Genomic DNA, 13,438 nt, shown 5'->3' with positions numbered 1-13,438 from the left:
GAAGAGGTACTTCAGGCGATAGAGTTACAACATGGATTACTAGCAGAACGAGTGCGGGGAATTTTCTCCTTCTCTTATTTGACGTTTCAAGAATACCTGACTGCTAGAAAAATCGTTGCCAGTTATAATTTACAAACATTAGAACAACCGTTAGAACGTCTAGTGAGTCATATTACTGAACCCAGGTGGCGCGAAATCTTTTTGTTAACGGTTGCCATGCTGCGGAGTGCAGATTTCTTAGTACTGTTGATGAAGCAAGAAGTTGATGCACTAGTGGCTCAAGATTCATATTTGCAAAAATTTTTAACTTGGGCAAGTCAAAAGTCCCTTGCCGCTCCCCCCCAGCCTACTGCAATTCGCGCGTTTTACCTTGCTCTGGCTCGAACTCCTCACTTGATCTGGCACTTTGCTCTTGTCTGCATCCTTGATCAGGGTATTTTTTTGGATGCGGCATTAGATAACCTAGTAATGGAATGCAGTATTGACTGCAAATCTGATTCTGCCGATGCCCATGCCTGCGACGATGCTTTGAGTTATGCTTTAGCGATCGTTCAAGATGCTGGCTTACATCAAGCTTTACAACAACTTAAAGACCTACTGCCTGATCCAGAACAAAGTAGAGAAAGGTTTCAGATATGGTGGCACAGAAGTTATGCTGCCTGGATGGAACTGTTAAAAGCCACGATTGCCAAGCATCGAAACATTGAGCATCACTGGCACTTCAGCCCACAGCAACAGCAAGTATTGCAACAATATTACGATGCCAATCAGTTGCTTATCGATTGCCTCAATAGTAACTGTGAGGTAACAGGCGTTGTGCGGCAGGAGATTGAAGCTAGTTTGTTGTTGCCGAGAAAAGAACTCTCCAAGCAGGAATGGCAGGGGGCTGGGGGCTGGGAGCAAAGGAGAAGTTGTAGTGAGTCTTTCCCTTCTGCCTCTTGTACCCTATTGACAAATGGTATCTGACCTTAACCTCTCACGAATGGGGTGTAGATGAGCCTTTCAACCACAGCAGCACTGCGGGAGTTACACCCAGCAACAAGCCTAGCAACACGGGTACAAAGAATCCAGCTGTTAAGCTCATGGCTGTAGCGAAACCAAAGTTACTTAAATAAACTGCAAAAGGTATATTAAGTTGCGATCGCTCCCAGTTAATTGGATTATTTCTCCACAACAGTGCAGTCACAGTCATAAATACTGAGCTAGTACCCAGCCACCCCGCAAAGTTTTGGTAAGGCATTCCAAAGAAGGGGCCTGGTTTTTGCCAATACCAAAAGGGTAGAGAAGTTTGACTCATTGCAGGATCAAGAACAAAATCCCAGGAGGTTAGTAATAAAGCACCCAAAGCGATCGCACTTAGATGACGCCACAAATTGGGTTTTTTGTCCACTTCTAAACCTGCACGTGCCAGCAGGTAAGAAACAAATCCCAAATAAAACCACGACAAGGGAATTGTAAATGGGACTAAACCCGCAATCTTATAACCTAAACCGCTTAGGTAACTATAATGGCCAAATGGAAAACCAGTACTGGTTCCTAGTAATTCACTGACTAGAGAAATAAATACTGATGGCAACAGAAATGCTAAGGCGCGACCTAAACCCAAAATCCGCGTGGCATACAAGAAAACACCTGCCGCGCCTAAAATCATATAAACGACACCGCCTCCTGCCATACTCCATTGTATGGCAGTTTGTCCAACCTCGGATAAGTTAAAAATTACTTGGGCATTAGGTACAACCAGTAGTATTCCTACCAATCCAAATACTGTTGACACGATATGACCAATGAGGCTTACGCGTTCAGCAATAACAAGTTGTTTCATGGTAATTCCTTTTTACTCGCTGCTGATGAAGCGCTATTCATCCTAGCCATTGTTTAAAAATCTCCTAGCATTTATTAGGGACTGGTACTTGATTTATAATCAGCTAAAATGAGCATTAATGATATTCAAGTCTTGCTCTAATTGTTTGTCCAAATTGGATTTTTGGATAACTTCATCTCAGGAGTAACTATAAGTTTTGAAGTCTTTGATTTGTTTGACTAAATCAGAGTTGTCTTGCTGCATGAAGCTTCCCCTACTGTTCTGCTAGTACTCTGATTTCATAAAGTTCTCGCTGAATGAAATCGGATGTAAACATCAAGCGCTTACGACTACTGTTTACAAAGAAAAATCTCCGATTACGAGATTGATGGCTAAATTTGATTTGCTCCCCTCGGCAAGAGTAGATTTTACCCCGAATTAAATCGGTAGATTTAAACATTTTCAACCTCCTCATCCTCTTTATCAAAAACCTACTTACAGCAGAATTCAGGAGTCAGAATTGGCTATGCCCCACTGCGCTAACAGAAGTAAAATAGCCTTTACGCCGGGGTTTGAGACTTAGATTGTTTACAACACCCAGCTTGAAATTCGCTGTATGTCGTAAGTAAATCTGCCTCGGTAAGGAGTATCATCGTTTCTGCACCAACTCTGCCAAAGTCAGGCTCTAGCCCTAATGCCATCTCAATGAGATACGTCCATTTGCCAGATTCAGGTGTGTAGCTCCGTACAATCCCTTCTCCACCAACAAAGCTCACCCATTGGGCATTGCGAAACTTAGGCACCTTCATGAAGGTTGCAGCCATGCGTAAGACTCCTCTAATTTATAGTTAATACCTTCTGTTTTATTAAAATAAAAAAAATCAAATATATTCTGTATCTTTGGAATGTTTTAGGTGCAGATTATACAATTTATACGTAATTCAAACATTTATTCAGACATTTGATCTGGCAATCCTAAATCATTCATGAAAAATTAGATCCCCGACTTCGTAAAAGTTGTCGAGGATCTGGACCCCGCAAATTTTTTACCAAGCCCCTTCGGGGCGGGAACTCTTAACAGGGAACAGAAAAAAAATTAGCCCCGAATACAGGGTTTAAAGCCCCTAAATTTATTTATGAAAAGAGATAAAAATATTTGAAACGAGATGGCGTCAGCCACGATGTTTCAATGTGTCCTTGTACAAATCCCCTGATTTTAATTATGGGGATTTCCCTGTTGCCTGTTGCCCGTTCCCTGTTCCCTTTTAATTTTTCATAATTAAAATTAGTTGCTCTGTACCTCAATGACGAATTACGAATTACGAATTATCTGTGACTCGTCCAGTCAAATTTGCAATCATCAATACCAATTGAGTAAGATCAATCGGTTTAGCTATATGCGTTTGGAAACCAGCATCAATTGCCCTTTGCCGCTCTTGCTCGGTGGCATAGGCAGTGATTGCTGCTGCTGGGATTTGTCCCCCAGCAAGAGCCTCAAGCGCTCTCACGTGACGAATCAGGGAGAAACCATCCTCCTCTGGCATCCCAATATCTGCTAGAAGCACATCATATTTGCCAGGAGATTCAGTTAAAGTAGCGATCGCTTCCCTTGCCGATGTCACAATTACTACTTCAGCCCCGAAGTCTTCTAATATCCACTTTAGTAAGTCGCGGCTATCCGGTTGATCGTCTACAGCCAAGATGCATAACCCTTGAAGGGTAAGGGGTGGATTTTTACCATTTAATGTATCCAGAGTCTCTGACAAAATGATCGGCTCTAAATAAATTGGCGGTGTAATCTCCAACGGCATTGAGCGTAGAGGCAGCCTGACAACGATCGTGGTTCCTAGTCCCTCACCTGGACTTTGCGCTTGAACTGTTCCACCGTGAAGTTCTATCAGATGACGGACGATTGACAAGCCTAATCCAAGTCCCTGAGTTGTTTTGCTACTGCTGGAATCTCCTTGGCGGAAGCGATCGAAAACATAGGGCAGCAAGTCTTCCCGGATGCCAATTCCTGTGTCGCTGACTCGAATTTCAGCATGAGTATATACAGCTTCGAGCATAATTCCCACTCGCCCACCGACTGGAGTGAACTTAATCGCGTTGGAAAGTAAATTCCACAGAACTTGCTGTAAGCGATCAAAATCTCCGACAACTGTCGCCGAGTTCAAGTCTGAAACAAGTTCAATGCTTTTCGCCTCTGCGGACAATTGGACAGACTCAATGGCGGCATCCACTACTGAAACTAGATCGATTAGACGAGTATTTAAATGAAGCTTGCCACTCGTAATCCGTGAGACATCCAGCATATCATCGATTAACTGAGCTTGCACCTTAGCACTCCGCTCGATCACTTCCCAGGCACGAGTGACTGCTTCTGAATCTAAATCGCGGGTGCGGAAAAGTTGCGTCCAGCCCAGTATAGTATTGAGCGGGTTACGAAGTTCATGGGAGAGGTTCGACAGGAATTCATCTTTGGCTCGGTTGGCAATTTCCGCCTGTTGACGGGCTGACTGCTCTTGTGCTATAATCTTAGACCGCTCTAACTCTAACTGTTTGCGATCGCTAATATCTTCAATCGCCAGCAAAATCATTTGAGCCTCTCCCTGCTCAATAATTTTCCAACCATTGAGCAGCATGGTTTTCTGTCCAATCTGCTCAAAGTGATGCTCTACCTCCAAGTTTTGAATACTGGTATCGTTGGCGAGAATGTCTTCTAAGAGCGATCGCAGTCCCGGCAGGTTCCATTGACCGTTTCCTAGTTCAAAAATCAGAGATTGGGCTGTCTCTGATGGTGAAACCTGAAATGTTTCATAAAACGAGCGATTGGCTTTGTTCACCCGCAAATCAGAATCAAGGACGATTAACGGCACTTGTACCGTCTCCACAATCGCTTCAGCGTAATTCCGGGCTTGTTCTAACGTTACTGCACTGCGTTTAAGAACATCAATATCTATTAACACCAACACTACACCGTCAATCTTGTTTTCTGTGGTGCGATAAGGACGGATGCGGAGATTGTACCAATGTCCCCCCAAAGTTTGGACTTCTAATTCTTTGATGCTGAGTGTGTCAAGAACCTCCAAAATTAGAGTTTCTAACTCAGGAACATCGAGATTTGATCTGATGTCGCTCAAAGATCGTCCAGCATCGGCGGGAATTAAATTGAAAAGTCGCTGTGCCATTGGCGTAAAACGTCGAACGCGTAAGTCCGAAGTCAATATCAAAATGGGAATATTAATACTGGCAAGCAAATTCGTGAGATCGTTGTTAACTTGGTGTAATTCCAGATTTCGACTACGAAGTTCTTCATTAGTGGTGTTGAGTTCTTCGTTGGTTGCCTGAATCTCTTCTTTGGCAGTTTCTAGCTCCTCATTGGTGCTTTGCAACTCTTCATTGCTCGACAGGATTTCTTCATTAGCAACTTTCAGGTCTTGATTGATATGCTCCTGCTCTTGGATCACTGCTTGCAGATACTCAAGAGTCGCAGCCCGTTCTTGGATGGCGGTTGCAAGTTCAAGCTTAAGCCGAACAATCTCCTGCGCTAAGTCTGACTGCTCTTCGCTCTCAGGATTTACTGTGCTGGGGTTGTTAATTGTGGGTGGGGCTGATTCAAATAAAACCAGAAAGTAGAGTTCTTCGTCAGTCGCAGGCTTGAATGGAATCACCTCAAGATTGATGATTTTTGAAAGATCGCCCTCTTCAATTCGTAACCCTTCTCTTCTAACTAGAATTTTTTGTCGTTGTGCCTGATAAATTGTCGCCCGTAGCTCGATGAGCAAGCCTTGGCGCACCATTTTGAATAAGTTAAGACTCGGTTTGCCAGGTGCAAGTTTGAGGTAGAGATCGATTTCTCCCCGAAATTGCAGCACGTCCATCTTGTCGTTGATCACCACACCCACTGGGGCATAGCGATTCAAGATTAGTTGGTCAGTTTTTTTCTCTAAGTCCAACTCATCCGATGGATTCTCATTGATCGGCTTTGATTCGTCCACTTTTACTATCGGATAATTGCTGGTAATGAACGAAAAAGTTGGACGAATTGCAGTTAGCTTTTTGCCATATATTTTATACTTTTTGTCAATTAGAGTAAACAAGTCCGAATATTTACCTGTGCTTTCTGAAGTCCCTAGCAGCAAAAAGCCAGTCGGGTTAAGACTGTAATGAAAGATGGGCAATATCCGTTTTTGCAACGTTTCGTCCAAGTAAATCAGTACATTCCGGCAGCTAATTAAATCTAAGTTAGAAAAAGGGGGATCACTGCCCAAGTCTTGCCTAGCAAACACACACAGTTCGCGGACAGCTTTGCTAATTTGATATCCACCGCCTTCAAGGGCATTAAAAAATCTGCGGCGGCTCTCTGTTGAGACTTCCACCATTTGATTCTCTGCATAAATACCCGATCTCGCTTTGTCAATCGCTATCTCGCTGATGTCTGTGGCAAAAATCTGGATCGGCGGCGAGGTTACTTTATTCGACAAAAACTCCAGCAAGGAGATAGCGATGGAATACACTTCTTCGCCCGTTGAACACCCAGCTACCCAAATCCGAATCGGCAACTCTGCTGATTTGTATTGGATGATGGTAGGAAAGACTCGCTCTTTCAACAGTTCAAATGCTTCGGTATCGCGGAAAAAATGGGTGACGTGGATCAGAATTTCTTCATAGAGTGCCTTGACTTCACCCGGATTCTTTTGCAAATACTCGGCATAATCCTCCAAACGTTCTAGTTTATACAACAGCATTCGGCGCTGGATTCGGCGATCGAGGGTGTTGGGCTTGTAGTGGCTGAAGTCAACGCCAGTTTGTGATCGCAATAATACAAATATAGTCGCCAGGGCATTTCCCTGTTCGGGCAATTTCTCAACGGCGATCAGTGGCAATGAGTTAGAAATAAAAGGATTGCGACTGAGGTTTACCAGTTCCTCGGCGATTTTTTCCGGCGGTAGCACAAAATCCACATTCCCGGTGGCAACAGCAGTATTGGGCATACTATCGAATTTTGCTGTGTCTTCACACTGGGCAAAAGTCACGCCTCCAGCTGCCTTGATTGCCTTCAGCCCCAGTGAACCGTCTCCATCCGCCCCAGATAAAACTACTGCGATCGCTTTTTGCCCTCGATCTGCTGCCAATGAAGTAAAGAACGCATCAGCAGGCATATATTTACCATGAACTTTCTCTCGCGGCGTGAGTTGCAACACCCCTTGACACAATATCATTTTAGTGTTGGGCGGAATAATGTAGACCTTGTTAGGTTCTACAGTCACGCCATCTTGCACTTCAGTGACGGGCATTTGAGTTGTTCTTGCCAGAATTTCGCTCAATAGACTCTTGTGGTTAGGGTCTAAGTGTTGAATCAGCACAAATGCCATCCCTGTATCGGTAAGCAAATGCCTGAGTACCTGCGTAAATGCCTCTAATCCACCCGCAGAGGCGGCAATGCCAACGATGGGAAATAAAGCATCTTTATGTTGCTCTACGTCGAACACTTCATTAGCGGTAGATTCAGATACAGGTTGCTCAGAGGGTTGATCGGATGTCATAAGATGAACGTTGCTGAATCTGGGGATGAAATCTGATGTATTGAAATCTCAAACTCTTATTCTCTCTGCGTCTCTGCGTGAGATAAATCATCCTGCATTTATGCAACGCCGGAAAAGAAATCAAGCGTTGCATAAATGCAGGATGAATCATTTGAACATGGGTATCATCTTATACTTTAATAAAATGAAGTAACAATCAAATTTAGTACCTAAGCATATCCATTGCTTTTGAATAGCTTACCCCACGAATCAGGGCAAACACATCTAAATATTCACGTAACTGAATAGGAGTATAATGCACTAAAACCACATAAGCCTTTCAGGAAATTAAATATTCATTTTTAGAGAAATAATAATTATTACAAGGGGGAGTTAGAGACAGCCGTCATCTGCCTGTCAGGAAACGTGATAAGCTGTCGCGCATTTAAATTGTATAATCTTGGGTCTAAAACCCTTCCATAGCCTAGAGGCATCTAAAAAACTAGATGCGTGGCAGCTTATTCTCTTGAAGCAGAAGCTCCAAAGAAGAATATAATTCTTCTTATGATTTTTCATGGGATGTGCAAAAGAAAGATTGGTTCGCAAATGATATGACCGAACAAGGCAAAAGTAAAAAGTTAAAAGGCACTCATAAAGAAAAATCAAAATGGTCACAGAGCAACTAAATTTATGGAACGAAATAAAAACATTTATTTCGAGACGCATAGCGCAAGAAATAATACGTCCTTATTAAATCCCCTGAATTTATCGGGAAAGGCAGACGGCAGGAGGGAATTCTGACTCGTGTCAAGAAGCTCGTGACCGTTCGCGCAGCGTCTCGAAGAGAAGGGAACAAGGGTTTAAGACCCCCACCAAATTTTCTTGTTTTGTGGCCTCAATTTAGGAGGGGTTTGAATCCCCTTCTAAATTGAACCTTCTGCCCTCTGCCCTCTGCCCTCTGCCTTCTTCAATTATGGGGATTATCTTTTTACTTCTTAATTTTTTGGCGAATTCGAGAGGACTCTGTGTACTAAGCGCGAATTTCAAGCGTTAAAATTCAAAACTTTCCTAACCAATTAGGTCAGTACTTAGAGAGATGCTCAAGATCAGAATGCTTTCTATAGTGATACAAAAGACAATATCAATGATCTTCGGACGATACACATCACGTACTTGCTTTTCGTGCTCATAATCTACGGGCATTTTGCCGTCGTACTGGGGTAGCGCTTCAACTTGAGTCCGAGTCATATTCGTCTACAGCAATGCGGTGACCTGTGTAATCAATGCGAGCACGACCGATTGGTAACAACACCTTCTTACCCAGAATCCAAACCCCAGTATTGATAACTAGGTAACGAATCTTACCTGTATCATCAACCAGTAGATCATCAACTGAGCCAACTTTGTCTGCGCCTGCATATAGGTCGTACCCAACGATATCCTTGTCATCAAAGTGATTTCGGTAGTCGGGGTCAAACTCTTTGATGGTATGGAGTCGCATAGTTCTTACCCTTTGCTTTGTTAAAGTGTTTATAATCTGCTTTATTCAAGATAACGTTTCACAGTCAAAGATCATGTTTGAGTAAATGTTTGAGTTATGTATAAGTTATACAAATTCTGATAAAACATTCCAAAGATATATAGGATTCCTATTTGATGTTTGAAAAAACTGGGTACACCTTTAACTCTCTTTTTTCCTGTTCCCTATACTTCGACTTCTCTACGAGACGCTACGCGTAGCAAGATCCCCGTAGGGGTACGCTCAGTACAAGTCAATAAGACTAGTATATTCTCAATAGACTCAAAAATAATCTCATTAATTCCTACTTATTGACAAAGATTTTAGCGATCGCTTTGAGCCTTGGAAAATAAATCAAGCCAGAAATACTGATTTTTTGTTGGGTCTTAATCTTGGTCGGGATCAAGAGTACTTTAAACGCGTTTGCCCTGATTCATCCCGCATTTATGCAATGCCGCAAGACTAAGTAAGTCGGTGCTAATATTTCCAGCTATGTTAAGGAATTTTAATGTCGGGTGTGTTGTCGCCAAGCGCCGCACCGTCAACAATCTCAGGTGCGTTGCTATCAGGCATAACACACCCGACAGCTAATTTATATTTCTTCATATACATTGAATTTTTCTCACCGACTTACTTATACTAGGAATAACCCACTTACCTAAATCGACAAGATTGATCTATAGTCGGAGTCTCTTCAAATTGCACCATTATTAGAACAGCTGGCACATCGCCTACTGTTCCAGATAAGTGACCTTTATGACCTTGCGCGTCTGCTTTCGTACCCTGATCTTCTCCAAAGGAAATTTCGCCTTCCCCCATCTCGACTCGCTGTCCGTCCATAGTCTCCACAAACCAGCGTCCCGATAAAGGTATGATCCACTGGGGTTTTGGGTTCTCATGCCAGTTACCAACCCATCCCACAGGTAGCACAGTAAAGGTGATTGTAGCACCGGACTGCTTCAAATTAGAAAGCCACTGCGGTGAGGTATCCGGGGCTATGCCTTTTTCCATGAAGTCTTCAATTTGACAACGGGATTGGTGGCTTATACCGTCGTTGTCAGTCCAGACGTGCCAGTATTCAATTGTTGGTTTGGGTGATGAGTTATTCTGCATAATAATGGCTTTTTTTGCTCCGAAATGTATTGAAAGGCGAATTATAAATTACGAATTACGAAATTATAACCGTATAATTATGTCCTTCCCATTTGCTGCTTTCAATCCAGAAAAAGGTAAAGTTAATTGGCTGTTGCTGATGATCAGAAATAGAGATATCTACAAAATTAACTCCTAACTTTGTAGAATTTGCAGGTGTATCTTTGACGGTTTGCCAATTATCATCTGACCAATGCAAATGAAAAGATGCTAAAGCGTGAATTCGCAATGTATAACCTTTTTGAACTTTGTTTATTTGTCGGTTAAACTTCCAAATCTCCAACGATTTACACTGCTTTCTCTCACCTAGATATCGATTCGCCACCTCTGGAATCAAATCAAATATCTGACCATCATGATTTGACCGCAACATCTTGATATACTCCGAGTGCGCCCACATCAAAGGCATTGCCGAACCTGTTGGTTTTCCTAAATACAGATGGTTTTCAGGTATATCTGCTTCATCCCAAACCTGTTCGGGCAGTAAACAAGTATCTGAGGCAAATCCTTCCATCGCCTTGATATATGTTTTGACATCGCCACCAACAGCTAATTCATAATGTCCCCGTTCTCCTGTTAAGAGAGGCCAAGCGCGTCCCTTACCGAAACCTGTATAAGGACTGCCGTCTTCTTGCTGTCCGTAGCCGTCGTGGTTGTAACGATGCCAACAAGGCCCAGCAGGTGTATATACTTTTAAAACTGCATCAATTACTTTGACAGAATCAACAATAATCGGGTCATCAGGTTTACGAATTCCATAGCGTACTAATTGCAAAAACCCACCATCAACAATTTCCTTCGCGGGAAATTCTGACGGTTCACCAGGAGGTTGACTGCTGATGAAAAGAGTTCCTTGGTTAGGATTTTCATTGGGTTGAGGATTATTAATATCTGTAGGAGTAATCCGAATGTAATGGCGTTTGATGCCAGAAACTAAAGTCCCTTCAGTAGTAACTGTCCAAGCTTCGATGTGAGATTCTAAAAAATCAGCGTATTCTTCGATAAAGTTTGCTGTTGCTTCATCGCCACGTTCACGAACAAATTGAGCAGCACAAATTAAGGCGGCAATATTAGATGCTAATGTTGATGGTGAATAACCACTATTTTCTTCCCAGCGTTCTTGTTGGGTGGCTGGGCCATGACGAATTAAATAACCCGCCGCCCGTAAAATCATCGGATAAATATCGAAGTTTAAGCAAGTTTTCTGTTGGTGCAATAGCCATGCTAATAGAATGGGAAATGCCACCTCGTCAAGCTGGATACCTGTCCAATAAGGTTTCCCATCAACCCAGAAATTTTGGGGAAAACCGCCATCTTCCTGCTGACTAGTGGCCAGATAAATTAGCGATCGCACTGCTGTATCTGTTTCCCCAGCAGCCACTAAACCTGATACACTGCTAACCAGATCCCGCGTCCAGACAAGGTGATATCCTCCTTGGTCTTGGTCGTCTTTGGCTTCACCCCAAGGGATAGCCAGAGATGCAATTAATGCGCCAGGATAGGTTTTATCTTCATGTGCCAACAACAGACTAATGCTGTTGTGATACAACTTACCCTCATCATAAGAAATATTTTCTAATGGTTTGAGGCCCTGGCGCGTAGACGCGGAGCGGCTTGTCGTTAGACATCGCTTCCACTGTTCGTTATATTGCTGCTTCTGCTTTTCAAAAGGAATATTCAGCGACTGAAACAGTGTAGAAATTGCATTGTGCAGATTTGTCCCAAACGCCAGTCCTAAAGTAAACTCTTTAGTACTATCTAAATTTAGTTCTCCAGTTAATGCTATGTTGCCATCTACAGCACTATCAAACTCCCAATCCATCTGAAAGTTATCAGCTAAATCTGTCCAACCATCGCTTTCACCGACGTAGCCACAAGAAATCCGGGTAAAGGGAATTGTTGCACCCAGCGCTAACCATGTTCCTTGTTTCTCGGCTGTGAGAATCCGATGTCCAGCAACTTGTACAGCGTAACCATTATTACCTCTACCTCCAACTTCCAGATGTGGCGCACACAAAGCGTATAGCTGAAGTTGGGAAATAAAATCGCTATTTCCTGTTAACTTTGTATGTTGTAAAATACAGGATAAATGCGGGTCAGCAATTACTTCTTTGATGACAGCATAACGCCCTTGTGGATCGGAATTAGTGATGCGATATCCTAAACCATGAGTCCACATCGGTTCAACTTTTGATTCGAGATGGCGTTTCTCTTCGTGAAAAAAGCTTTTTCCATCAGAAATTAGATACTGTAAATCCCGAACTTGGGGTTTATCTACTGTGGGATGGTAGATTTCAGTGACAACACCATTCCAAATAGTAAACCAAATGTTACTAGAGGTAGAGTAAGCTGTTCCGACTCCATCTTTGTTGGCATGAGTCCATCGAGGATTGATGCCAGGTGAGCCAAAAGCCTGTCCTTGACCAAGAATTTTTACCATAATTTGTTGTGCAGTTCAGAACTGTAGTTGATATTTAGGAAAATTTTATTGAGAAGTTTGAGAATATTTGCGAGATGCAGTTAAGGATTTAGCTTCAATAAAAATTTGTTTGATATCAGGATGATTTTGGCGAATACTTGCTTCTAAACTTTCTACAGTTAAGGCGATTTCTTCACCTGTAAGATTGTGAGAAAATTGAATTTCTAAGTTGAGTAATACTTCTTTTGGAGCAAGTTGCATTGTTAGCACCCGGATAACCTCTTTCACTCCTGGTTCTATTTTTGACAAAGAACGGATATTAGCTATAGTCTGAGGATCGGCACTTTCACCAACTAATAGTCCTTTACTTTCTCTCGCTAGTACCACTGCTACTATAGCTAAGATAATGCCAATAATGATTGAGGCGATACCGTCAAGATAAACATTATTAAATAGATGCCCTAAAAATATTCCGATTAAGGCAACGAGTAAACCTAAAATTGCCGCAGTATCCTCAAATAATATTGTCAATACGGTGGGGTCTTTACTGCTTTTGATAGCTTGCCAAAGATTTTGTTTACCCTTAGTCGGCAAAAACTCTTTTAAAGCTACAGTCCAAGAAAAACCCTCCAATAATATTGCCATACCTAACACAATATAATTCCACATTGGGTCTTCTAAGGGACTGGGGTTAATTAAATGAGTAATTCCTTCATAAATTGACATTCCACCACCAATAGCAAAGATGAGGATAGCAACGATAAAAGTCCAGAAATAAAGTTCTTGCCCGTAACCAAAGGGATGACTATCATCTGCTGGCTTTTTACTGCGGCGAATTCCCAGCAAAAGTAATAGTTGGTCGCCAGTATCTACAACTGAATGAATACCTTCAGATATCATAGCCGAACTGCCAGTAATAGAGGCGGCGATAAATTTAGTAATAGCGATCGCTAAGTTAGCACCCATCGCTGCATATATAGTTTTATTAGATGAATCAGATGCCATAAGAGTAAATAATA

Annotated in this window: 9 protein-coding genes; 1 reads left to right on the top strand and 8 read right to left on the bottom strand. The window is 42.4% G+C overall.

The genetic code is table 11. From position 1 onward, the window contains the following. Positions 1–966: NACHT domain-containing protein (locus V7K67_RS08060; protein ID WP_442943786.1), on the top strand; the 966-nt coding region annotated here is incomplete at its 5' end. A 10-nt stretch (positions 967–976) separates the two neighbouring features. On the opposite strand, the gene cruF is transcribed toward V7K67_RS08060, so the two are convergent. From cruF to V7K67_RS08020, 8 genes are all read right to left on the bottom strand, one after another. Further along, complete coding sequence (gene cruF / locus V7K67_RS08055) at positions 977–1,825, bottom strand: gamma-carotene 1'-hydroxylase CruF (protein WP_335165961.1); 849 nt, start codon at positions 1,823–1,825, stop codon at positions 977–979. Positions 1,826–2,078: 253 nt separating this feature from the next. After that, positions 2,079–2,264, bottom strand: a complete 186-nt coding sequence (locus V7K67_RS08050; protein WP_334732965.1) for a hypothetical protein — start codon at positions 2,262–2,264, stop codon at positions 2,079–2,081. A 100-nt stretch (positions 2,265–2,364) separates the two neighbouring features. Further along, on the bottom strand, positions 2,365–2,628 hold the full coding sequence (locus V7K67_RS08045; RefSeq protein ID WP_334732966.1) for a hypothetical protein: 264 nt from the start codon (positions 2,626–2,628) through the stop codon (positions 2,365–2,367). 495 nt (positions 2,629–3,123) lie between these two features. Then, entirely contained in the window at positions 3,124–7,350 is a 4,227-nt protein-coding gene (locus V7K67_RS08040) for a chemotaxis protein CheB (RefSeq protein WP_335165958.1), read from the bottom strand. A gap of 1,207 nt (positions 7,351–8,557) precedes the next feature. Continuing rightward, positions 8,558–8,830, bottom strand: a complete 273-nt coding sequence (locus V7K67_RS08035) for a PRC-barrel domain-containing protein (protein WP_335165956.1) — start codon at positions 8,828–8,830, stop codon at positions 8,558–8,560. Positions 8,831–9,502: 672 nt separating this feature from the next. Further along, entirely contained in the window at positions 9,503–9,961 is a 459-nt protein-coding gene (locus V7K67_RS08030; RefSeq protein WP_335165954.1) for a cupin domain-containing protein, read from the bottom strand. A 55-nt stretch (positions 9,962–10,016) separates the two neighbouring features. Beyond that, positions 10,017–12,440 carry a glycoside hydrolase family 15 protein gene (locus V7K67_RS08025; protein WP_335165952.1) on the bottom strand — a complete coding sequence of 808 codons (2,424 nt, stop codon included), beginning with the start codon at positions 12,438–12,440 and terminating at the stop codon, positions 10,017–10,019. 45 nt (positions 12,441–12,485) lie between these two features. Beyond that, positions 12,486–13,424 carry a cation diffusion facilitator family transporter gene (locus tag V7K67_RS08020; RefSeq protein WP_334732518.1) on the bottom strand — a complete coding sequence of 313 codons (939 nt, stop codon included), beginning with the start codon at positions 13,422–13,424 and terminating at the stop codon, positions 12,486–12,488. Between the last annotated feature and the right edge of the window lie 14 nt (positions 13,425–13,438).

The organism is Nostoc sp. (assembly GCF_036917155.1).
Lineage (GTDB): Bacteria > Cyanobacteriota > Cyanobacteriia > Cyanobacteriales > Nostocaceae > Nostoc.
The sequence above is the reverse complement of the archived record's forward strand: the minus strand, read 5'-3'. Positions and strand labels throughout refer to the sequence as shown.

Excerpts from the sequence above, each read along its gene's own strand:
- cruF (WP_335165961.1), bottom strand. The coding sequence starts at position 1,825 with ATGAAACAACTTGTTATTGCTGAACGCGTAAGCCTCATTGGTCATATC.
- V7K67_RS08050 (WP_334732965.1), bottom strand. The coding sequence starts at position 2,264 with ATGTTTAAATCTACCGATTTAATTCGGGGTAAAATCTACTCTTGCCGA.
- V7K67_RS08045 (WP_334732966.1), bottom strand. The coding sequence starts at position 2,628 with ATGGCTGCAACCTTCATGAAGGTGCCTAAGTTTCGCAATGCCCAATGG.
- V7K67_RS08040 (WP_335165958.1), bottom strand. The coding sequence starts at position 7,350 with ATGACATCCGATCAACCCTCTGAGCAACCTGTATCTGAATCTACCGCT.
- V7K67_RS08035 (WP_335165956.1), bottom strand. The coding sequence starts at position 8,830 with ATGCGACTCCATACCATCAAAGAGTTTGACCCCGACTACCGAAATCAC.
- V7K67_RS08030 (WP_335165954.1), bottom strand. The coding sequence starts at position 9,961 with ATGCAGAATAACTCATCACCCAAACCAACAATTGAATACTGGCACGTC.
- V7K67_RS08025 (WP_335165952.1), bottom strand. The coding sequence starts at position 12,440 with ATGGTAAAAATTCTTGGTCAAGGACAGGCTTTTGGCTCACCTGGCATC.
- V7K67_RS08020 (WP_334732518.1), bottom strand. The coding sequence starts at position 13,424 with ATGGCATCTGATTCATCTAATAAAACTATATATGCAGCGATGGGTGCT.